The organism is Nocardia tengchongensis (genome assembly GCF_054781395.1).
Map to the genome: position 1 here is coordinate 233168 of NZ_BAAGUM010000005.1, position 26111 is coordinate 259278.

The window sequence follows — 26111 nt, forward strand, 5'->3', positions numbered from 1 at the left end:
ATGACTCTGCACCTGCCTTCGGAACTCGAATGGCTCGGCTACCTCGTGGGCGTGGAATGGCCCGAGGGCGACGAGGACCAGATGTGGGCGCTGGCCGAGGACTGGCGCAACGCCGCCGCCGGCCTGCGCGATCAGCTCTCGTCCATCACCGATGCCAAGTCCGCGACCCTGGCCGCCTATGTGAACGGCGACGGGCGCGACGAGATGGCGCAGCTGTTCGACAAGCTGGCCGCGCCGGCCAGTGGCGACGGCCAGGGCAACTCGATCCTGGACCTGGCCGAGCATTTCCAGAAGCTGGGTGATTCGGTCGAGGAGACCGGCACCGAGATCCAGTACACGAAGCTGATGTTCTACTCGTCGATCGCGATGGCGGCGGCCGAGATCATCGGCGCGTGGCTGTGGCCGCCGACCGCTCCGATGGTGGAGGCGATGGTCGTCGCCATGACGCGCATCGCGGTGCGGATCATCGGCCGCGAGGCGCTCGACCGAATCCTCGCCATCGCGGCCCGGATGGGCATCACCGCGGTCGTGAAGTTCGCGTTGAAGCACATGGTGATGAACACCGTGCTCGGGACGTTGCAGGACTACGGGATTCAGCAGTACCAGGTCGATACCGGGCACCGGAAGAGCGTCAACTGGACCCAGGTCGGCGTGACCGCGATCAGTTCCGGCGTGGGTGGCGCGGTGGCGGGACCGATCGGCGGCGCGATCGGCAACTCGCTCGGCCAGCGCAGGGTGAACCGCTATCTGACCGGCTTGATCACCGGCACTTCCGCCGGATTGGTCGGCGGCGCTGCGGGTTTCGCCGGTGCGACGGCCGCGCAGTTCGGTTTCGACGTGGCGCAGCACGGCTGGGACAACGCCGTCGAGAACCTGAAGAACACCCACTTCGACCCCCGCATGCTCACCGGCGGCATGTTCCAGGGCGCCGTGTCGGGCGTCAATCACACTGGGGCGCACACCGTCTGGGAGTCGAAGGTCACACGGATGTCGGCGGGGATCAGCCCCGGTGATCTCACCCTCGTCGGTTCGCGCCCCGACACCCCGGGCGTCAACGGGACGGGCGGCACTCACGACCCTGGGACCAACGGAACGACCGGCTCGAACGGAACGAACGGCTCCAGCGGGTACAACGGCTCCAACGGATCCGATGGATCCCACACGCAGACCGGCCCAGGTTCCGACGGCAGCCGCATGCATCCGGCCTCGGCCGCCGGCGGTGACCCGACCGGCGACACCGGTGCGCGCCAGACCGGCGACGGCAGCACCTCGCGCCCCGACACCACCGCTCAGAACGGCGGCGGTGTCACCACCGATTCTCGCGGCACCGATCGCGCAACCCCCACCGACCAGGGCGGCAACGCACAGCCCGGCCCGGCGAACACATCCGGATCGACACCACAGACCCACGGCGGCATGGACGCCACCGGCCCGGGCGGCGAGTCGGTCAGCCGCCCGCAGGCAGGCGCACCCGAATCCGCGGCTCCGCAGAGCGGCATCCAGGGCGGCACTCACGACACCGCCTCCGCCGCACCGACTTCCAACGCCGCCACGAACGGCGGCTCCTCGGCCCCGGCCGCATCGTCGACGACAGGTGGCTCGTCGACCACGGGAGGTTCGCCGAGTGCGGGCGGCGGTTCGTCGACCACGGGAGGCTCGTCGAGTGCGGGCGGCGGTTCGTCGACCACGGGAGGCTCGTCGAGTGCGGGTGGGGGTTCGTCGACCGCCGGCAGTTCGTCGAGCACGGGCGGCGGTCCGTCGAATACCGGAGGCTCGTCGAATACCGGTGGCGGTTCATCGAATGCGGGTGTCGGGTCTTCCAACGCCGGTGGCGGCGCGTCGCCGAGCTCCGGCGGAGCAGCCACACACCCGGCGGCTTCCACCGTGGGCGGCACCTCGACCGGTTCGGACGCACCGACGCGTGCCGGATCGACCGGGGGAGCGGCCGATCCGTCCGCAAGCGGTGCCCGTGCCGCCGCCCCGGGCACGACGCCTGGCGGACCAGCCCCTGCATCGGCAGCCTCATCTCCCGCCGGTGCGACCGCCGCAGGCGGCTCGCCGTCTTCCCCCGTAGCCGCCTCGTCAAGCGGAAACGCCGCCCCCGGCTCGAGCACCTCCGGCAGCTCCACAACCCAGCACGCCGGCAGCGCAACCCAATCCGCCACCCCGGACCAGCGCGCAACCGCCCCCCGCGCGGGCGAGGCCGCCACCGCCCCGAAGCCCGCCGACGCCCCGCGCGCCGACGCTCCGAAGTCGGACGCCCCACGTACGGACGCTTCGCGGTCGGATGCCCCGCGTGCCGATGCTTCGCGGTCGGATGCCTCACGCGCTGATGCTCCGAAGTCGGACGCCCCACGTACGGACGCTCCGAAGTCCGATGCCCCACGATCTGATGCTTCGCGGTCGGACAGTCCGCGTTCCGACGCCGCCCGCACCGACAGCTCGCGGCCCGACAACCGTCCCGGCGCTTCAGACAGCCGCGCGGGCGCCCCGGACCCGCACTCCGCCGCCTCGCGTTCCGAGTCCACCAGCGAGGATTCTCGTCCCGCCGACCGCGCGGATACCCATCCCGATGGCGAGCCGTCCGAAGCGACCACTGCCCGACCGGGCGACCACGACATCGCACCCGAATCGGAAAAGCCCGGTGGCACCCGGGATTCGAGCAATCCCTCCGAGCGGCCCGCCGACACCACCCCGCCCCACGATGGCTCCGACGCGACCACCGACCGCCCCTCGATCAAGCCGGACGCCCCCGACGATCACCGCGCCGGCGAGCCCCCCGAGTCTCGGAAGCCGTCCGACGAACACACTCACGACCCATCAGCTGACCGCGACCACCCGGACGAGCATCCGGAATCGCGTCGCCCCACCGACGAGTCGCCAGAGGGACATCGTGACGACCAGTCGGGTGCACGTCGTGACGAGGACTCACCCGGTACGCGGCGTGAGGATGAACCGACCGCCAGGCGTGAGGGCGAGTCGACCGCCCCGCGTGAGGATGAGCCGACTGGCAGGCGTGCGGACGAGCCCACCACCGCGCGTGAGGATGAGCCGACTGGCAGGCGTGAGGCCGAGTCCACTGCCCCGCGTGAGGATGAGCCCACCGCTCGGCGCGGAGATGAGCCCATCACCCCGCGTGAGGACGAGCCCACCGCCCGGCGTGAGGACCCTGCGGTCCGGCGTGACGGTGAGCCGGAGGCCGCTCACGGTGATGAGCCTGTCGCACGTCATGAGGATGATCCGGCGGTTCGGGACGTCGACGATGTGCGTTCCCGCGACGAGGACGCGCGCCAGGACTCGGCCGCGCCGCGGGATGAGGGCGCGCTCTCGGAGATGGCGGATCGGCCGCTGCGGGATGGCCGGGAGCCGGCCGCCGACGAGCCTGTGCGCGAACCGGATTCGAGTCGCCACGAGGACGTTCCTGCCGAGGAGGCGCGACCGGCGGGGGAGAAGCCGCGGTCGGATCCCTCCGAGCCGGTGCCCGAGGACCCGGCGCACCACGATGCGGACGGTCAGGATCACAGCGCACGGCCGCAGTCGGAATCCGCTGATTCCGAACGGGATTCACGCCCATCGGATCGGGACCGGCGCGCAGGAGATGGGGCCACGCCCGAAGACGGCTTCGTGGTCGCGCCGATTCCACTCGCCGACGGGCCGGACGTGCGGCCGCACGAGGGCGAACGCCGAGCACCGGGCGAACGCCACGGTGGCGACGAAACTCCGTCCGCTGCGAAGGCTCGCCCAGAGTCTTCCGACCGCGCCGATTCCCGCCGTGGAGCGCCGCCGGAACGCACCGACGGCCACCAGGCGCATCCCGGCACTCTCGACGATCCTTCGAACACCCATGTCCGCGAAGAGGATTCGACCGAGCCTGCGCCGAACGATTCGGATTTGGTCCGCGCGAAGAACCGCGGCCGCTGCGGTGAGCTGGCCCTGCGCCTGCTGCGCGAGATCACCGGCAACGAATCCGTTCGCCCGCCTCAGCGCCGGGTCGGCCCGGAGGGTATGAGCCTCGAGGAGTTGGTGTCCGGTGCGGGCGGCAAATTGCAGGACTTCCCGAAGAATCTCGATCGCCCGAACCGGCCGGGCGGCCACGACGCCATCGCGAAACGACTCCTGAAGCTCGGCGACGGCGCCTCCGCGCTGGTGGTCGACCGCTATGCCGGTCCCGTCGACGAGCACGGGGTGGGCGCGCACGCCTATCTGATGGTCAACGAGGGCGGCGAGATCGTGGTCAAGGACCCGGCCGCCGGTCTGGAGCACGGTTTCCCGCCGCAGGTGCCCAAGGAAACCGCGGGCGTTCACGCCATCCTGTTCGATGCGGACGGCAAAGCCTGGCATCCGCTGAAGGATTCGGTGCGGGCCGGCCTGCTGCATCTGGTGGATGCGCGGCTGCATGTCGGTGATGCGCACCGGCCGCCGGGTCACGATGCGAGTGCCGACGATCCGGTGCGTTTCCTGCGCACGTCCGACGAGATAGTCCCGGATTTCGCGCGGGCGGGCGCGTACGGTCGGGAAGTCTGGTCGGATGCCCACGCTCAGCTGACCGACGAGCAGCGGTCGGCCCTGCGCGCCTACAGCGACGACCTGGGCGAGGACACCGCGCGGCCCAGCGCCTCGGACATCGAGGCGGCGCTGCGCGGCCACCGGGAGATGACTCCCGAGATCGCCCAGGCCATCCGCGATATCGACAGCTCGCTGGCGCTGCGGCCGTTGCCGGAGCCGGTGATGGTGACGCTCAGCGCGGGTGAAAACCCGTTCGGGGTGCCGGTCCACGAGTTGCCCGGGACGGTTCAGCACCTGCCGGGATATGCGAACGCCTTGATCGGCGCGGTGCCGTCGATCGACGGCATCCACCACCACATCGAATTGGTCGTCCCCGCCGGAACACCCGCCCTGCACCTGGGTGATCTGTCCCGCTACGGCAAGCACCTGCCGATGGTGCTGATGGCCCACGGCCTGGAAATCCACATCGACTCGGTCGAACCCCGCGGCCCCGGCCACTACGGCATCCGCGGCACCGTGGTCCCGATCGACCCCGCCGCCGGTCCGCACCTAACCCGCCCCGACACCCCTCGCTCCGAACACCAGCGCGCCGCGGAGGCCACCCCCGAATCGCGCCCGGACCGCCCAGCCGCCAACGAAACCCGCCCCGACGTCCCACGCCGTCCGGACGACACCCGCGAGGATGTCCGTCGTCCCCAGGACACTCGTGAGGATGTCGCCCGTCCGCAGGACACCCGCGAGGACATCGTCCGTCCGCAGAATGCGCGGGAAGAAGCAGTCAGGCCGCAGGAAGCGCGGGAAGATGCGCTCCGGCCGCGAGATACGCGGGAGGACGCCCACCCGAAGCAGCCTCATGAGGCGGTTGCCGGGCCCCGCACCGACGCGCCGCGTCAAGAGGAGCAGCAGCCGGTGCGGCGACTGCGGACGCGGCAGCGGGATTTGCCGATTCCTCCGTCCGAGGACCCGGGTCCGCAGCAGCGGCACAACGCTGACAATGCCTCCGGTGCAACCGATTCCGGTGACGGGCACGCGCCGGACTGGTCGCCGCACCCCCAGGACGACTGGGCGAAGCTGGATGGCGAGCATATCGCCGAGAAGCTGCACGAGGATTGGGATCTCGTAGTCACCGGCTTCGACAACACGCATGTCGATGTCGAGGTGATGCGCGAATTCGCCCGCGCCGTCGAGGACATGTTCCACCGCTTCCCGGACGCCGAGCTGATGGAAGTCCGCATCGCGCTTCTCGACGACCCCACCGTGTTCGCCGAGGTGGATCCGGGTCGTGACGGGGACGGCCACTTCGCCGACACCCTCACTCTCAATGAGCATTTCGCCCGCAACCCCGCCGATCTCGCTCGACGGGTCCGGCTGGGCGAGGAGAACGGCCATCTGGTCCCGGGTTCCGGTGACCGCCCGCTGTATTCGACGATCGTGCACGAGTTCGCGCACGTCATCGATTTCACCACCCAGATGCACGCCCGCCTCGACGGCTTCGAGGCGCTGGAACGCCACTTCCAGCGCACCTACGGCGGTGACCACGAGGACTTCCTGGGTTGGCTGCACGACGAGCTGAGCGGCTACAGCTTCGACGAGCACGGCATGTTCGACCACGCGGAGGCGCTGGCCGAGGCGTTCACCGACGTCATCCTCAACGGCGACCTGGCCGGCGAGCCCGCCCAGATCCTGCACGACCACCTGGTCCGAACCTACCGTGAGCACGCCGCTGAGAACCCGGTCTACGAGCGCGAATCCCTCGAGCACCGGTCTCGCCCCATCGAGGACGATCCGGGTCCGGCCGCCCGCCGCGACCGCGAGCCGGAACCGCGCCACGAGGACCGTGCCGAACCGATCTCGCGCGACACGCCCTCGCAGGACGGCGAGAAGTCGTCGCACGAACCGGAATTCGTGTTGCAGCCGCCGGATCCGATCGAGCTGCCCGCGGTCGTCGACCATTGGACCGGCCTCGATCGTCAAGCCGTGCTGGATCGGATCAACATCGACCTCGGTATCGAGACGGTCGGCTTCCACTATGTCGGCGACGTGGAGATCCTGCGTGAGTACGGCCGCGCCCTGGAGGCCGGGATCGCCGACAACCCGGGCATCAAGCCGCGCCGCGCCGAAATCGGCCCGATCCCCAAGGATCCCGACGCTTTCGCCATCGCGATCGGCACGCGGCCGGAGGATGGCAGCGGACCGTGGACACCGGACCGGATCGTGTTCAACGACCGGTGGGCCATGGATCCCGCGGGCTTCGAGCAGGCTATTCGCGCGGATGTGGCTTCCGGCTTCCACGTGCCGGGCGCCGACGCGCGGCCGCTCTACGCGGTGATCGTGCACGAGTACGGCCACCTGCTGGACCACTACGGCCAGATGGCGGCTCGCGAGGGCCTGACGGGCGCCTTGGCCGACCGGTACGTGGAGACCCATGCCGGCGCCGACTTCGCCGAGTTCACCAACTGGCTGCGGAGCGAGTTGCCCGGATACGCCTTCGACGAGCACGGCATGCTCAACGAGGGGGAGGCTCTGGCCGAGGCGTATCGCGACGTCAAGCTCAACGGCGACAACGCTTCCGAGCTGTCGAAGCTGATGGTGGACCGGTTGAACGCGGCCGCGCGCGACGCCGCACCCCTGCACGCACAGCACCCGGCGACTCCGCCCGAGCACGGCTCCGGCGAGCACCGCCTCGACCGTTTCGGGCCCCGCGACGAATCCGCCGTTCCGTCGAAAAATCCTGCTGATCACCGTGATTCGGTTGATCCGGAAGGCTCCGCGCCGCCCGACCCGTCCGATCCGGCTCACCCGCCCGCGGATTGGTCGCCGCGTCCGGACGACTTCTGGTCGGAGCTCGGGCGCGACAGGATCATCCAGGAGATGAAGGACCTGTTCGGCATCAAAAGTTTCGACGGCCTGGACAACACGTCCGTCGATCCGGAGGTGTTGCGTGAGCTGGCCCGGGCGCTCGACGATGTCACGGCCGGAAACAAGATCACCCTGAACGGCATCGAGATCGGCAAGCCGGTCTTCGAGAACTCCATCGCGGAGGCGACGGGCGTCCGAAACGCGGACGGCAACACGGTCACCGAGAAGATCGTGCTGCGATTGGAACACGCGCTGGATCCGGCGCGGATGGCTGAGATCGTGCGGAACGGCGAGGCCACCGGGTGGTTCCCGAGGGGCGCCGGCGATCGCCCGATGTACACGATCTTCCTGCACGAGCTCGGTCATGCGATCGACCACGCCGGAAACCGTGCCGCGCACTCCGAACTCGCGAACGCGCTACTCGACGACTATCGCCGCACGCACGGCGACACCACGGTCGTCGAGTATCTCGGCTGGCTCTCGCAACTGTCCGACTACAGCTTCAACGCCGACGGCTCGATCAACCATGCCGAGGCGCTGGCGGAAGCCTTCGTCGACGTCACCCTCAACTTCGACCACGCCACCGAACCCGCCAAGGTCCTCCACCGCCTGCTGACCGACCGCGCCGCCGAAAACGCCCACGCCGTCCGCGAACCCGAGCAGGCCGCCGAACCCAAGCCCCAGAGCGCCGGCGAGCACCGCGACACCAGGGTTGCCGACGGTCGCCACGGCTCCACTGCGGTCGACGGTCGCCCCGACACCAGGGCTGTGGACGGTCGCCCCGACGCCATTCGTGCCGATGATCGTCCCGAGCCCGTGCGGCGCGACGACGACGGAAAGCCTTCGAGCGAACCGGATTTGGTGCTGTCGCCGCCGGAGACGCCCGAGGTCCCGGCGATTGTCGATGACTGGACCGGCCGGAACCGCCAAGCCGTCATCAACCACATTCAGAACGAGCTCGGCATCCCGACCGTCGGCTTCCATTACGCGCGCGATGTCGAAACGCTGCGCGAATACGGCCGTGCGCTCGAGGACATGGTGGCCCGGCACCCGGGCGTCAAACCCAAGAGCGTCGAGATCGGCTTCATCCCCGAGGATTCCGACGCCATCGCCGCCGTCTACCCGGGCCGCGAGAACGGCCGATTGGTCGCGGACCGCCTCGTGTTCAACGAGCGGTTCGCGATGCACCCGGAGGGCCTCGACGAGGTGATTCGCGCCAATGTCGAGCAGGGCAAACACGTGTCGGGATCCGATGCGCGGCCGATGTATTCGGCCATCGTGCACGAGTTCGGCCACGTGCTGGACTTCGCCGGCGGCCGCGAGGCCCGCCACGAGCTGCTCGACATTCTCACGGCGCACTTCGAAGCCACCCGCGGTCCACAGGATGCCGGCGCGTTCACCGAGTGGCTGCACCAGCTGCCGGGCTACGTCTTCGACAAGAACGGCGCACTCCACGTCGGTGAAGCCCTGGCGGAAGGCTTCCGAGACGTCATCCTGCACGGCCGCAACGCCGCCGAGCCGTCCCAGGTGATGTACCAGATGCTGCGCATAGCCGCGCAGGACTCGGGAGTACTACGGCCGCATGGCCTACCGGACCACCAGTCCACGCCTACCGAGCATCGGTCCGTGCCTACCGAGGATCGGTCCGCGCCGGCCGAGCATCGGTCTGCGCCCAGCGGGGACCGGTCTGCGGCTGCCGAGGATCGGTCCACGCATAGCAGGGATCGGTCCACGCCTGCCGAGCGTCAGTTGGCGCCTACTGGGGATCGGTCTGCGCCTGCCGAGGATCGGTCCACGCATAGCAGGGATCGGTCCACGCCTGCCGAGCGTCAGTTGGCGCCTACTGGGGATCGGTCTGCGCCTGCCGAACGTCAGTCGGCGCCTACCGGGGATCGGACTGGGCCTGCCGAACGTCAGTCCGCGCCTGCCGGCGATCGGTCTGCGCCCACCGAACGCCAGGCTGCGCCCGCCGAAGGCGAGACCGGGTCTGCCGATGCCGATCGCGACCTCGGCACGGACGGCCGCCCCGATCTGCTGGGATCTGGTGACTCTTCCGGGGATTCGTCGGAATCCCGTGACCCGAACAGGCCGGAGCGTCCCGACGCGAACCAGCCCGACCCCCGCGAATCCAACGAGCCGCCCGCCGGCGCCGAGGCCCCGGTCGACCCCGTCCCTTCGGGCGCCGACGGCCCTGCTCCCGAATCCCGCACCCCCGCAACGGAACCGCCGGTCAGCGACGAACGCTGGTTCGACCGCCGGATGGCCGAGTACGCCGATTTCGCCGCCGACCTGGAGGCCAAGCACGCCCGCTTCCTGCACGAGCTGGCCGGTTCCGCGCCTCCCGGCAGCACCGAGGAACAACTGTTCCGCGAGCAGGCCCGCGAAGTCGACGAGATGGCCCGCAACTCCGCCGCCCGCGCTGACCGCCTCTGGTCCGACCTCGGCGGCCGCCCTGACCCCGCCCCGACCCCGCGCCCCATAGGTGAGGACGGCCCCGCGCCCGAATCTCGCAGCGGGCAGAACCCTGCGCCGGAGTCGCGCACCGGGGAGAACCCCACGCCGGGACCGCGTACCGGTCAGGACCCCGCGACCGAGCGCGCTGGCCAGGCCCCCGCGACCGAGCCGCGTACTGGTCAGGACCCCACGATCGACCCGCGCAACGGTCAGGAGCCGGCACCCGAGACCGCTGCGGCGGGGGAAGGGCAGCCGCCGAACGATGGGCCGCCGCGTCGCGCCGCCGCCACTCCGGACGATCCGGACGCCTGGTTCAACGAACAGCGCGCCATTCAGGCGGACTGGGTTGCCCACATGGATGCCAAGCGTGCCCAGTGGTTCCACGACATGGCCGACATGCTCGAGCCCGGTAGCCAGGCCGAGCGCGAGGCGCGCTTCGAGGCCCGCATGGCCGATGCCGAGGCTCGCCTGTCGGCCCTGCGCGCCGAGTACATGTGGGACTTCGCCGGTGGCCGCCCCGAACCCGCCCCGGGCGACGCCGCGGGCAAGCCGCCCGCGGGCAGCTCGAGCGATCCCAACCGGCCGGTACGTCCCGCCGCTCCGGGTGCGTCCACCCCCGCGCCCCCTTCCACGACCGCGCCGCGCTCCGGCGACACCGGAGGCAAGCCGGACGGAGCCCATTCCGGCCAGCGGTCGAAACCGCTGGGCACGAACCCGAACGAGACCCCGACCGTCGAGGTGAAGCGAACGGGTACGAACCCGGATGAGACGCCGACTGTCGAGGTCAAGCGGCCGGAGCAGTCGAAGCCCGATGAGACGCCGACGGTCGAAGTGAAGCGGCCGGAGCAGTCCAACCCGGATGAGACGCCGACTGTCGAGGTCAAGCGGCCGGAGCAGTCCAACCCCGACGAGACGCCCACAGTTGAGCTGAAGCGGCCGGAGCAGTCGAATCCGGATGAGACGCCGACCGTCGAGCTGAAGCGGCCCGAGCAGTCCAACCCGGATGAGACTCTCACCGTGGAGATTCCGCGTCAGGAGGCGGAGTCGCCCAAGCCGCCCGTCGATCCGGCCGAGGCGTCACCCGGATTGCAAGCGGCTCTGGAACGTCTGCGCGCGGCGGATCCGGTCGCCGGTGAGCGTCCGCGCAGCCTGGAGGACCAGGTTTACGGCGCGCGGCTCACCGACGCGCTCGGTGTGGTCGAAGCGCTGGCCAAGCGCCCGGACGCGCTGTCCGCGCTGCGTCATCTCGCCGAAACCGCTGCGGCCGAGGGTGTTTTCCACGACCCGGAGAATGGTCTCGGCACCCGTCCGCACGCGCCGGAGGGCGGGGAGCCGCGCACGCTCACCCTCGAGGAGTTGCGCACCGAACTCCTGCGCCGGCTCGGCCTGCCCGAAACCGTGGCCGACGATGCGCTGCCGCGAATCGTCGGTGACGAGCAGCTGCGGAACCTGTTGCGCGCGGGCGGAATCGAGGCCCTGCGTGATGCGGTGCTCCGGCACGACGAGGTCACCGGTCCGGAGCGGGAACGCGCCGCCCGCGCCCGTGACGGTTGGGCCCGCCTGCTCGGCGTCGACGACTCGCTCCTCGATCCGGCCCGCACCACCCCTGAGCAGCGCCGTGCCGTCCTGGACGAGCTCCGCGCCGAAACTCTGCGCCGGGCAAGCGATGCCGCAGACCTCATGGTGGCCTCCTTCTATCGCCCGGATGCCGACCACACCCATGTGGTCCTGGATGCCGACGGCGAGCGCGTCCACATCCGCATCACCGAGGACGCCGACGGCAACAAGCGCGCCGAGGTCATCCAGCGCCCCGATCTGCCGCGCGAGACCCCGCCGGAGACGAAGGAACCGGAGAAGAAGCCGGGCTGGCTGAAGCGCATGTGGCAGCGCATGATGCACGGCTATCACGGTCAATCCCCGAAGTATCCGTCCGGTTCGGGCAATGACTCCAAGGGTCAGACCATGCTGGCCATGGAGATCGGCTACCTCACCCACGATGAGGCGCTGCTGCATCTCAAGGACAAGTTCAACCCGGCGCGCATCCTGAAGGAGTCCGCGACCCTGTGGAAGGAGCGTGAGCGCCTGCCGCTGGTGCGTCGCCTCACCGCGCGTGTCGCCGACGTGGCCGCCGAGCTCCGGCCCATGCGTACGCTCGGTGGCGGCGAGTACCGCCCGTGGGTCTCCGAGGCCGATCCGCGGATCCGCGCCGATGTGGAGAAGACCCTCCGCGGCGCGAACATGCCGATCGAATCGGAAATGCCGGAGCCGCAACACGAACCGCTGGACCGCGGCCCCGCCCTGGAACCTCCGGCTCCCCGCGAATGGGGTACGGAGCTGCCGCAGCCGCTGGTCGACGCGGTCACCACCCGCGACGCGGCGCTGGGCGATCTGGTGCGCCTGGCCGATGAGCTCGGCATCCGCATCCCGGACGACGATCCGAAGACGTTGCGCGGCGTGGTGGACGAGGCCATCTACAAGCTCATGCGCCGCGCGGGCGCGGTCGAGGCGTTGCGCGATGTGAGCGAGCGCTGGCTGATGGAGGATGCGCAGATCCCGTTCAGCCGTGAGGTCAGCATCTTCGACAAGGATCCGCTGGGCCGCTACCTGCGTGAATTCGCTCGGGCGGAGGCGCTGCGGACGGAGGAGGAGAAGGCGGCGCGTCGCCGCGAGGAGGCGGGTGTCGGTCCGGATGACGATTCGCTGGAGTTCCGTCCTCGCCGGCCGCGTGTGTCGTTCCTGGATCTGCAGGGCGTCAACAATGGCGGTGAATGGCCGCGCCACTTCGACGACGCGGACGAGGAACTGTCCAACCGCCGCGAGGGCCGCCTGTTCGAGGACGCGTTGCGCCGCGACCAGATTCAGGACGAGCGCTCGAACTGGTCGCAGCTGCTCGAGGTCGATCTGAAGCGGCTCGAAACCGAGGCCGGCCTGAAGCAAGCCATCGCGGAAGAGCGCATCGCCAACCGCGACCGGGGCGGGCGGCTGCTCGAACTCGATGCGGCCGTGAACCATTTCCTCGAACTGGACGCGAGCGCCCGCCAGCATGCGGCCGACCTGGCCGAGACGGCCGCGCACGACTGGGTGAACGAGCACGGCGGCGCCATGCTGGACCGCGAGCACGGCCTGGCCGTGTTGCCGGGCGAGCCGCGCCGCCTGGTGGTGATTCGCGGCGAGGCGGATCACGATGCGCGACTGGTGGATGCGCTGGCCGCCCACCCGGAGATCCGCGAGCAACTCAACCGTGGTGAGCTGAGTCTGGACTACCGCGTGGTGGGCTTGGACCTCGACGATCGGGTGCAGGTGGCGCCGGTGGAGCCGCCGCAGGTCCGGTTCCACGAGGTCGAGGTGAACGGTGAGCGCACGCCGGTGGCGTTGCTGCGCAACGGTCTCGAGCCGTGGCGCATCGTGCAGCCGACCGCCGAGCCGGTCGTGCACGCCGAGCCGCCCGCCGAGCCCGCCGCGCCGCGCGATCCCGATGTGGTGCGCCGGGAACGCAACGACGTCGCCTCGCGACTGTCGGTGTACCGCATGGATCTGGGCGAGAACCTGGCCCGGACCATCGCCGACCTGGAGCACGACAACTCCCTGCGGGCCGCCCAGATCGAGGGCATGGCGGACTTCATCCGCAGCTCGGACGCCATCGACAACTTCCACGACCTGGAGCGCACTCTCCAGAACCTGACCCACCGCCTGGGCCTGAAGCCGGATGAGCTGACGCCGCAGAAGCTGGCCGAGGCGATGGCCGATCCGAATGTGCGCAAGGTGCGCCGCCTGCAGGCCGTCGACGATCTCGTGAAGTACGCGAAGGTGCTGCGCGAGAACATCGACGAGAAGGCGGTGCTGGCGGCCCGTAAGGAGCTGGCGGCCCGGCTCGACGTGGAGCCCGACGAGCTGGCTCCGGCCAAGCCGGACAAGCAGAACGGTGAGATCGTCGGGTTCAAGCCCGACACGAAGAACACCGACAAGAACGCGCTGCTGGACGCGATCAACAACCTGCTGCACGACTCCCGGACCCGCCCGGAACTGCTGGCCGCGCTGACCGAATTCAGCAGTGTGCTGGGCAATCTGGACCCGTTCCTGGAGGGCCTGCGCTACGACCCGCTGACCGACCCGCGCGCCGTCGACGGCGAACTGCCCATCCATGACGGCGATGCGCCCGCGCTGCTGCGCGAGTACATGAACGACTACATCGGCGAGCCACCGCTCTCCGATAATCCGTCGGCGGCGGCCGGCGTGTGGTCGCGCCTGCTGGGCGTGCAGATGAACGACTTCGCCAAGACGGTGAAGATCTACGCCGAGCAGCTCGGCGGTCTGCACGATCGGGTGACCCCGGCGCAGTTCGCCGACGTGCTGACCACGCTGCGCGAGACCGGCGACTCGACGGTGGCCTGGGAGCGCTACCGCGACAGCTCCGCCGATCCGGCCAAGGTCGTTTCCCGGGAACAGCTCTCGGATCTGGTGCGCGGTGTCCGCAACGCACGGTACGCGGAGGTCTACGAGGCCTACCGGGACGGCAAGATCGAGAAGCACGAGCGGCGCAGCGCGTCGGATCTGGCCGACACCATCCATTCGCTGCGCGCCGAGGTGCAGGCCCGCGACGCCGACATCAAGCTGCTGAAGAAGCTGGCGGCCGAGCACTACGACCTGACGAGTCCGCGCCCGCCCGAGGGCCCGCCGCGTGATCCGCGCGCGGTCGCCGCCGACCTGGCAGCAGCACGCCACGAACTCCAGATCGCCGCCGAAGGGCGCGATTACGCGCAGGGACGCGTCTATCGCGAACGGGGCGAGGGCTTCCGGCCGCTGCACGAGAGCGATCTGACTCCCGCGCACCTGCCGGGCACCGCCGACTACCTCGCCAACCGGCCGGCGGAGGAGGGCGGGACGCTGCCCGGCCTCGAGCAACGGCTGTCCGACCTGGATACTGCCGCACACGAATTCGACCAGGCGCAGACTCGCATGCGTGATCTCGAAGCCGAGATGCAGCGGGCCGTCACGGCCGACGTGCGTCCGGGCGAGTCGCCGGTGGACACCTGGCGGCGCGAAGTAGACACCGCGCGAGCCGATTTGGACGAGCTCATCGCGGGCGATCCGAAACTGGCTCAGCGGGGCTTCGACGCGGTCATGACGGACTTGGATCGGCTGTCCCGCATGCCCCAGCAGTGGGGCGACGTGTTCACCGACGAACTGGTCCCACTGCGTGATGCGGCCCACCGCTACGAGCAGGCCCGCGAATTCCTGTCCGCCGCCGAAGCCGATGCCGCCGCCGCGGCCCGCGCGGCCGAGACCCCGGAGCAGACCGCCGCTCGCGAACTCGCCACGGCCCGAGACGATCTCGCGGCAGCCGCCGCCGAGGGCGATACCGCACGGCGCGATGCGGCCGCCGACCGGATCGCCCGCTGGGAGGCCGAGCAGCGTCGTCTCGAGGCCGACGCCGCGGCTGCGGCCGAGACCCCGCACCAGGCCGCCGACCGCGCCCGCACCGCCGCGCACGACGACCTCACCCGGGCCATCGAGGACTTCCGCCGCACCACCGGCCTGGACGTCACCGAGACCGAACTCGCCCCGGAGCGCCTGCGCGACACCGTCGACCGCCTGCTCCCCGAGGCGCGCGGCACCGTGCCCGAGGTCGTCGGTGCCTTCGAACGACTCGAGAACGCGGCCCGCGCCCTGCATCGCGCCGACGCCCTGACCGAGTGGGTCGACGCCCACTTCCCGGAATCCGGCCACCCCGGCCGCGAGGGCGAGGACCCCGGCGCTTCCGGCGCCCCCGCCCGCCCCCAAGGCCCGCCCCAGCCCAACACCGACCCGTCGGCGGCCGCCCGCAATCCGGAAGGCGATGGTCACGATGGCGGCTCGAATGCGGTGACTCGCAACGACTCCGGTGATACCGACGTCAATCGATCGTTCGCGCGACGCGTGGAGGATGCGATCGCCGCGGGTGAGGCCGACGTGGTGGTCCTCAGCACCGGTATGGGGCGGATGGCGGAACGCGTCGAGCTGGTCACGTTCGCTACCGAGCCGCCGACGCAGCTGATCCGAAAGGTCGTCACCAATCCGCAGCACGCCCATGCCGAGGCGCTGGTCTCGCTGGTCGGTCAGGCTGTCGGCGCGAATGTGCCGAAGGTGCACCGGGTCGAGGACCGCGTGGTGTACATGGAGGTGATGCCCGGCGAGGTCGGGGCGGACCGTTTCACCACCACCCTGGACGCCGGTCTGGACGCGGTGCTGGCGACCCCCGACGGCCGGCGACTCGGCCTGCTCGACGTGCTGGTCGGCATCCCCGACCGTAACCTCGTCAACTGGCTGATCACCGCGGACGGGCAGATCAGCGGTATCGACCACAGCCTCGCCTTCGGCGGCGGTCGCCGCGGTGACGAACTGTCCACCAGCCTCTTCGCCCGCCGGTACGCGACCCAGGGCCCCGACGGCGAAATCGCCTGGCACGAGCATGATCTGAGCCCCCAGGACCTGTCCGCCATCCGTGCCCGCCTGGAGGCCCTGGCGCCCGACTTCGCCGCCCTGGCCCGCGACGACTGGCACCGCGCCCTGATGGACCGCTTCGACGAGGTACAGCGGCACGCCCGGGCCTCCGACGAGGGAAGCGCCGGCGACGAGGGCGATCCGGGCCCCACCCCCGCGCACCCGAGCAACCCGACTCGCCCCGGCTCCAGCCCGTCGGCGGCCACCCCTCCGATCGGCGCGACCCCGCCCGGTTCGGGCGGCGGCGGCAAGGAGCCCCCGAACCGAAACTCCTCCACCCCACCGAATCCCGACCCGGATGAGCCAGGCAATTCCGGCCGGAACGACCAGAACTCCACCCCGCCTTCGAAGCCCGGTGACGGACAGACGGCGAAGCTGCCCGAGGGCAGTGAGGACCCGACGGTCAACCTGTCGGCGGGTGGCGAGGAATCGACCAAGAAGCTGCCGGAGGGCAGCGAAGATCCGACCATCAAGAACCCGCCGCCGGGGGAGGCGTCGACGCCGAAGATGTTCGAGGGCAATGACGACCCCACGGTCAACATGTCGCGCGGCGAGAACGCCTCGAACGAGCAACCGTTCGAGGGCAACGACGACCCGACCGTCAAGAACCCGCCACCCGGCGAGGCGTCGACGTCGAAGCCGTTCGAAGGCAACGACGACCCGACCGTGAAGATGGAGGGGGGTAGCGGGGCCAAGCCGCCGGGGAGTGAAGACCCGACGGTCGAGCTGCCCAAGCCGGAGGGCAGCGAGGATCCGACCGTCGAGCTGCCCAAGCCGAGCGAAGCCCCGACCCTGGAGCTGCCGCGGATGGAAGAGGAAGTGCTGCCGGTCGATCCGGTGGCGGATTCCCCGTCGCTGCAGGCGGCGGCGCAGTTCCTGCGGGAGGCTGTCAACGATCCTCTCGCGCCCGGCCGCGAGGTCAACGCGGTGCTGTTCACTTCGCGCCTGATGGACGCGCTCGGCCTCGAGACCGCCGCCGCACACCTCAACGATCCGCTCGCTCATTTCCGCGAGATCGCCGAAATGGCGAAGGCGCGTGGCTTCTTCGGTGATCCGGAGCAGTCGGCACCGCCGTTGCCGATGCGCGAGGCCGACGACTATCGGCCACTGACCCCAGAGGAGCTCTACGGTTCCGAGGAGTACTGGCGCACCGAGGCCGACCCGGAGAATCTCCGCGCCATCGAAGCGCATCTACGTGAGACCGGCCTCGACCGCCGGCTCGCCGAGCTCGAGGCGGGGGAGCCGACCCGGGCCCTCGCCCCGGCCGCCCCGGCTCGCGAATTGCCGTCGAGCGCAGCGCATCCCGAAGGCGGCGGCGACCCGGTCCGGGAGCGCCCGCTGGAGACCTGGTCGCAGCGCCCGCACGATCCGGACGGCGTCGAATCCCGGGTCTTCACCCTCGACGAGCTCCGCGATCGTCTCGCCGGCGAGTTCGGCCTGTCGGAGGAGGACCTGCGGCGGCGGAACCTGCCGGAGCTCGCCGGCGACCTGCAGTTCCGGAACATGTTGCGCGTCGGCGGGCTCGAGGCCCTCGACCACGTCCTGAACAGTCACGACGTCGCCACCGGCGCCGAACGCGAGCACTTGGCGCGCGTGCGCGACGAGTGGGCGCGCTTGCTCGGCATCCCCGAATCCGCCTTGGATCCCGCGCACACCACGGTCGAGCAGCGCGATGCCCTACTCGCCGCCGCTCGCGCCGACACCTTGCGCCGCGCAATGGACGTCGCCGACCTCATGGTCGCCGCCCTGCACGTCCCGGACTCCGAACACGCGCACGTCGTGCTGGAGACCGACGGTGAACGACTGCATGCCCGCATCGTCGAATCCCCGGACGGCGGTAAGCGTGTCGAGCTGATCCCGCGGCCCGAACTCGGTCCGCTGCGGCCCGTGGCGAAGCCGTCGCCGAGCTGGATCGACAACCTACTGCAACGCTTGCAGCAGGGCTATCACGGCGAGTCGCCGAAGTATCCGTCCGGATCGCGCCTGGATTCCTCGGGAGTCTCGCTGCTGACCTTGGAATTCGGCTACCACGTCCTGCACGACCACGACTTCCTCGGGATGAAGCCGAACTTCAACCCGGTGCGCATCGGCAAGGAAATCCTGACCCTGTGGGAGGCGCGTGAGCGGCTGCCGCTGGTGCGTCGTCTCACGCGCAGGGTCGCAGACATCTCCCCGGTGCAGATCCCGATGCGCACCAGCGATGGCGGCGAATACCGTCCGCACATCACCGAGGCCGATCCGCTGCTGCGCGCCGAGGTCGAGGAGTCGCTGCGCGTGGCGGAGATGACCATCGAGTCGGAACTGCCTGCACCGCAGCATGAACCGATCGATCCGGTGAATGTGGTGCCGGAGTCACACGAGTGGGGTACGGATGTGCCGCAGCCACTGGTGGACGCGGCGGACGCCCGTGATGCCGCGCTGGTGGATCTCGTGCGCCTGGCCCGGGAGTACCGCATTCCGCTCGCCGACGCCGATCCGCAGACCGTGCGCGACGCGGTCGAGGTGGCGCGGTACAAGGCCATGCGCCGCGGCGGTGCGGTCGAGGCGCTGCGCGACGCCGGGCAGCGCTGGCTCCTCGAGAACAAGGACATTCCGTTCAGCCGTGAGGTCAACTTCTTCGACAAGGATCCGCTGGGCCGTTTCCTGCGCGAGTTCGCCCACGCCCGCGGCCTCGAAATCGAGGAACAGAAGGCGCGTGACCTGCGCGAGGAAGCAGGCATCGGGCACGAAAATCCGCCACTGGAATTCCGTGCGCGCGAACCTCGCCCGTCCCTCCTGGAAGTGGAGGGCGTCAACAACGGCGGCGAGTGGGTGCCGCACTTCGACGACGTCGACGGCGAGCTGCTCGATACCCGCGAGGGCGAGTTGTTCACCAGGGCGCTGCGTCGCGACGAGTTGCAGGACGAGCGCTCGAACTGGGCGCAACTGCTCGAAGTCGGACTCAACCGGATCGAGACCGAGGAGGATCTGAACCACCTCATCTCCGATCTGCGGGTAGGCGTGCGCGACGAGCGCGCCCGAGTGCTCGAATTCACCGCCGCGGCAGACCGTTTCCTCGGCGTGGACGACCAGCTCCGCGAGCGCGTTCACGAGGTCTCCGATCTGGCGGCCCGCGAATGGGCCGACGCCAACGGCGGCGTGGTGCTCGACAGGGACCACGGTTTGGCGCTGCTCCCGGGAGAGAACGGCGGCCCCGAACGCCTCGTGGTGATTCGCGGCGACAGCGCCCACGACATCCACCTCGTGGACGCGCTCGCCGCGCACCCCGACCTGCGTCGGATGCTCAATCACGGTGAGCTGCGACTGGAGTACCGCAATGCCGGTCTCAACGAACAGGGCAATGTCCACCTGACCGAGGAAGCCACGCCTGCCGTGCGGTTCCACGACGTGGAGGTCGACGGTCAGCCGCGGCCGGTCGCGGTCATGCGTGAGGACGGCCGAGGTCTGCGGCTGGTGCAGCCCACGCCGGAGCCGGTCACCACGCCGCACGAGACGGGCAATGAGCCGGCGGTACCCCGCGATCCGGATGACTTGGCGAAGGAGCGCAACGCGGTTGCTCGCCGCCTGGCGCTGGATGTGATTCTCGATCTCGGTGACAATCTCGGCGGCAGCATCGAGTCGCTGCGCCAGGAGCTTTCGCTGCGGGCCTCGCAGCTGGAGGGCATGGCCGATTTCATCCGCACCGCGGACGCCGTCGACACCTTCAGCGATCTGGACCGGGCGCTGGGCAATCTCGCCAACCGGCTCAGGCTGGACCCAGAGCAGCTGTCGCCGCGTGCGGTGGCGGAGGCGTTCGGCGATCCGCGGTTCAGGATGGGGGAGCGGCGGCATCAGGCGTTCGCCGACCTCATCGGTTACGCGGACGTGCTGCGCAAGAACGGGCACGAGACAGCCGTCCTCGCCGCCCGGGACCGGCTGGTGCGCCTGCTCGACGTCGATCGCGAGAACCTGCACGTTCCCAAGGCGGTCAAAGACGCCGACAAGGTCGAGATCATCGGGTTCGAGCCGGACAAGAAGACCACGGTTCCGGAGGCGATCGCCATCGCCTTCGAGAACATGGCTTTCCGGCCGGACGAGCGCCGGGCCCACGCGATCGACGCGCTGACCCACTACATCGAGGAGATCGCCGCCCTCGATCCGCATCGTGAGGGGCTGCGCTACGACCCGCGGACGGATCCGCGCGCCGTGGACGGCGAGCTGCCCGCGCACGATCCGAAGGGGCGCGAGCTGCTGAGCTCGCTGTTCGGCGATCACGTCGGCGAACCACCGTTGGCGGGCCAGCTGATTCAGGCCGGTGAGGTTTGGTCGCGCCTGCTGGGCGTGGACGCCTCCAATATCGACAAGACGGTCAAGATCTATGAGGACCGCCTCTCCAGGCTGCACGACCGGATGAGCCCCGACCAGCTGCGCGAGGTCCTGCGCACGCTGTCCGACAAGGTCGGTGACCGGACCGCGGCCTACGAGGTCTACCGCGACAGCGTGACCGATCCGCGGAAACTCCTCACCTCCGACCAGGTCTCGGAGATCGTGCGGGTGGTGCGGAAGGCCCGCGACATCGAGGTGTACGAGGCCTACCGCGACGGCAAGATCGAGAAGCACGAGCGGCTCAGCCCCAAGGAGTTCTCCAAGGTCGTCGAGGCCATGCGTGAGGAGAACCGAGTCCGCAAGGCGGATATCGACCTGCTCGAACGACTCGCGGCCGAGCACCACAACCTGACGAATCCACCGGAACCCGAAGCGCCGCCGCGTGATCCGCGCACGGTCGGACCCGAACTCGCGGCCGCGCGGCACGAGCTGCAGATCGCCGCGGAGGGCCTCGACTACGCCAAGGGCCGCATGTGGCGCGAGCGCGAAGGGGAGGTGTTCCGCCCGCTCACCGACAGCGATCTGACCCCCGACAATCTGCCGGGCACACAGGACTACCTGGCCAACCGCAACCGCGCCGAAGGCGGCGAGCTGCCGGGCAACGAGCAGCGCATCAACGATCTGTCCACGGCGGCAACCGAATTCGATCGGGCCCAGACCCGCGTGCGCGAGCTGGAGACCGAACTGCGGCGCGGCATGGAGGCGAGCGCGGCGCACGGTGAGACCCCCGTCGACGCCTGGCAGCGGGAGGCCGAGGCCGCCCGCGTCGACCTGGAGGCGCTGGTCACCACCGACCCGGCCGCGCCCCGGGGCATCGACCACGCCATCGAACAGATCGAGCAGCTGTCCCGTATGCCGTTGACCTGGGACGACATCTGGACCGACGATCTGGTTCCGCTGCGCGACGCCGTCCACCGCTACCAGCGGGCCGAGGAGTTCCTGGCCGCCACCCGGACCGCCGAGGCCGATGCCGCCGCCGCGGCGGCCCGTGCCGCCGAGACGCCCGAACAGGCCGCCGCCCGCGAACTCGCCAAGGCCCGAGACGAACTCGCCGCCGCCGAGGCCCAGGGCGACACCGCCCGGCGCGACGCGGCCGCGGACCGCGCCGCCCGCTGGGAAGCCGAGCAACGCCGCATCGCCGATGCGGCGGCCGCCGACGCGGACACCCCCCAGACGGCCGCGCAGCGTGCCCGCGAGGAGGCGCACAACGAACTGCGCTCCGCTGTCGAGGACCTCCGCCGCGCCGCCGGCCTGGACGTCACCGAACTCGAACTGGCTCCGAATCGCCTGCGCGACACCATCACCGACCTCCTCACCCGAGCGCGCGGCCCCCTCCAGGACGTGGTCCGCGCCTTCGGCCGCCTCCAGTCGGCCGCCGAGGCCTTCCACGCCGCCGAAGCCATCGCCCACTGGATCGACAACCACTACCCCGACCCGGTGCGCGCCATCGAGCCCGGCGAAGGCGAGCCCGGCGGCGGCCCGAAGCGCCTCGGCCCCGGCACCCCACCCACCGACCCCACCGGCGGCGCCCCCGCCCGCCCGGGACCCACCAAACCCGGCACCGACCCCGCAACGACGGCCAAGCAGCCCGAATCAGGCGCGCAGCCGGTGCCACCGGTCACGCATTCATCCACCGCCACAACCCATTCGGGATCGAATGAGTCGACCGGGCAGCACGAGAACGGCAGCACGCCGGAACAAAACGGTCCGCCGGAGCAGAACGCAGGCGCACCGACGGGATCGAACTGGGTGGTCGTCGAGCCGGGAACCGTTCACACCTGGTCGGATCCACGGTCGGCGGCCTGGGCCGACGGCGCGATGGCCCAGGCCCGCGCCGCGGTCGAGCGGCATGATCTGGCAATCGACGATCTGCACGCGATCGCGCGGCAATTGGGGACGGATCCGGACCGGCACCGGATGCAGCCACTACGGGAATTGCTGCTGTCGCAGCTGGCAACCGAGGTGCAGCGCCAGGAACAACTCCGCATGACGCCCGAGGGGATGGGCCCCGCCGAAGCGGTGGCCCAGATGAAGGCCGCGGATAAGCGGATCGCTGAGTTGACCGATTTCCGCCTCCGAATCGAAGAGGCAACCCGAGTGGCCCCGCAAGCCGAGCGAGAGGCGAAGGCCCTCCTCCAAGCGGTCTACGACGAGGCGGTGAAGGACATCCTCGCCGCCACCGGAGCATCGATGCGCGCGCCCGGCATCGGAATCGTGCACGGCGATCCCAACATCGTCGTAGTAGTCTCCTCGAGCCCCGACCCCCTGGCCGTCCTCGGCAAGGAGAACGTGAAAGTCATTGTCGAGGGCAACCTTCCACTAGCCGCGAAACTCGTGACCCTCGACTTCGACGGCATCGTCCACATCAACGACCTCACCCCTCCGCCCCCACCCGCGGCCCCGGAATCCACCCCGCACTCGGGCCCCCCGACCAAGCCCCCAACCAGCCCCGGATCCCCCGGCCAGCCCGGAGGATCTGGTCAACCGGGCGCACCCGGCCACCCTGGCGCGCCCGCGAATCCTGGTGCGTCCGGCCGCCCGGGTGCGCCTGCCCACCCTGTTGCCCTCGGTCAGCCCGCAGCCCCGGTGACCCACGGCGCCTCCGGACAACCTGTTGCCCCGGTGCATTCCGGTGCTGCCGAGCAACCCGGCGGATCCGGCAATCCGGGCAGCGGTGGGCAGAGCGGTGCAGCCCACAGCCCCCAGCCGTCCGCATCGACCACCAACACTCCGGAGTCGACCACCGCTACACCGGAGTCGGCCGGCGGAGCCGTCGCGACCGTAGTGCACACACCGCCCGCAGATGTCGACGGCGCAGTCATGTTCGAGGGCAACCTGCCGGAAGGCCCCGACGCCACGCCGCTGTACCGCGGCGTCCCGCGCCTGCTCCCGGACGGCACGGTCAACCCCGCCTACCTCGACGGTCTGCGCGGCATCGTCCCCGCCCGCGGCGACCTGGATCTCGACTACACCGGCCACACCTCCCACCTCGGCAGCCAGAGCGACGCCACCTCCTGGAGCCGCAACCCCACCGTCGCAGCCCATTTCGCCGGCACCGACGGCCTCATCATGGAATGGCGCACCGGCGCACCCCCCGAGGGCGCCACCTGGCGCTTCAAACCCACCTACGACCTAGACGACCTCTTCTCCCAGGTCCTCATCCAGGGCACCCTCACCGACGCCCGCGCCATCCGCCACCTCCCGCCGGCCCCCGCCCCCGAAGCACCCCCCACCCCACCCACCCCCGAGCCCCCGACACCCCCGCCCGCCGTCCCCACGGCCACCCCGTCTCTCGGCCTCGAAGCACCCGCACCCGCAAAACCTCACTCGGACAACGCTTCCCAGCTACCGTCCGTCGAATCCCCGAAGGGTTCCGATGACTCAGGTGCGCCCGGCAGCTCCGCGCCCGAGGAGTCGAGTGAATCGGCCGGTGAGGGTCACCCCGGCGTGGTGGAGGAGCCGACTCACCAAGGTGCGGAGGGGCCCAAGGCTTCGGAAGGCACCACAAAACCGCAGGGCGACACCACCTCGAAGCCCCTTCCGCCCGAAGAATTGGAAGCCTCCAGCGATACGGGCGCGGCGACGCCTCCGGCCACCGACGATTCCAGCGGTTCGGAAGACGCGGGTGCGCACGGCGATCCGGCCAAGCCCATTTCGGGCGCTTCTGACGGGTCCGATTCTGGCGGGTCCGGTGATCCCAGCGCGTCTGGCAATCCCTTGAACGTCGGTGCGGGTGATTCCGATGGGTCGGGAGCATCTGGCGATCCTGTGCAGCCCGGCCAGGGTGATTCCGGCGGCGCGAGCGATGGTTCCGAGCCCGCGAGTGCGGGGGAGTCCGGTGGTTCCGGCGGGGCCGGCGAGCATGTCGGTTCCGGGCGTTCGGATGGCGATGGTCGGGACGAATCGGGTTCCGGTTCGACCTCGGAACCGGATGCGGGTGATGGCGGCCGCTCCGACGACGCCTCGACCGACGACGCCCCATTCCGCTACAACCCGAACTGGCGCTCGCACCTGCCTCTCGTGCCGCACCAGTTCGACCCGGAGTTCCCCGACTACACCCCGAAACCCTCGGAGCAGCCCGCCCCCTGGACCCTGCCCCCGGACCCCAACCCACCCCACAATCCTCCGCAGCCGCACCAACCGCAGCCGACGCCGCATCAGCCGACGCCACAACCGCATCAGCCGACGCAGCCACAGGTGCCTGCCCCGCCGAATACACCGCAGTCGCCGCATATTCCGCAGCAGCCGAACCTGCCGCAGCCCCCACAGCCGCAGCCTCCGCACCTGCCGCAGCCGCCGAGTATCCCAACTCCGCCGCAGCAGCCGACCCCTCCGCACATCCCGGTCCCGCCGAATATGCCGAATCCGCCGCATATTCCGGTCCCGCCGAACCTGCCGGAGCCCCCGCACCTGCCGCAGCCGCCGCATATCCCGGGCATGCCGCAGTTGCCGACCTCGCTGCAGTGGCCGCACCTGCCGTCCAACGTCGGTAGCCCGAACTGGCCGAATGGCGCTGGTGATCAGCATGTTTCACAGCAATCGAGCTTCCCCGGCGGTCCGCAGTCGCCGGTGAATCCCGGCTCGCCGCAGGCGCCCGTGAGCCCGGATTCATCGCATCTGCCGCAGTGGCTGAGGGACGCGCTGGGATCGCAGCAGCCGGTGCAGTCGGGTGTGCCGGAGGTGGCTCAGCAGCCGCATCGGCATACGGGTCCGGAGACGCCGCGGTGGGGCGGGGATTCGGCGGATGCCGGGAACTCGGGTGTGGTGCCCGGCGGTAGCGGGGTGTCGGGTGGTGGTGATTCCGGCGCGAACGGTGGTGGGCTCGGGGCCGGGTCCGGAGCGGGTGCGTACGGCGGTAACGGTGCGGGGCAGGGTTTCCCGGGTGGGGCTCCGATGATGCCTCCGCAGGGAGCAGCGGGTGGCGGGAACGGGAATGGCAATTCCCGTGGTGGTAGCCGGTTCCCGCGGGCGTCGGGGCGGCCTGCGTCGGGCGGGCAGATTTATCTGCGCTCGCATTCCGGGTTCGGGGAGTACGCCCTGATGGATCCGATGACCGGGCAGTTGAGCGCGGCGCCCGTCGGTACCGGCGCGCCCGCGGGCGTGTTCGATGATCTGGATGGTCTGCGGGTAGTTTTCTATCGGGATCCGGTGGCCGGGTTGGTCTTGCGGGTGGGTGATCAGGTGATCGAGCTGGATCGGTTGGCGGCGGGTGCGCTGTGGGAGCGTTCGGGGCAGGGCTCCGTGCGTCTGCTGATCGGCAGTCCGAGCGATGTGCGGTGTGAGCTGCGGTACAGCGAGCGGCCGGTGGACTCGGATCTGGGCCTGCTGATCCGCGATGTGCTGTCGGATCCGTCCCGTCGGCTGGGGATCTTCGGATGATCGCCGGTGAGGTGTTCGCCGATTTGTACGGTTACGGCAACCGCACGGTTGCCCGCGATATGTGATGC

At 70.3% G+C, this 26111-nt stretch carries 1 protein-coding gene; it reads left to right on the forward strand.

The features are described 5' to 3' along the window. Positions 1 to 26043 (forward strand): WXG100-like domain-containing protein, encoded by a 26043-nt coding sequence (locus tag ACYVKL_RS09760; protein WP_379168505.1) that lies wholly within the window; start codon positions 1 to 3, stop codon positions 26041 to 26043. Positions 26044 to 26111: the final 68 nt, after the last annotated feature.

Bases quoted from the DNA above. Each gene is read 5' to 3' on its own strand.
- ACYVKL_RS09760 (WP_379168505.1), top strand. From the start codon at position 1: ATGACTCTGCACCTGCCTTCGGAACTCGAATGGCTCGGCTACCTCGTG.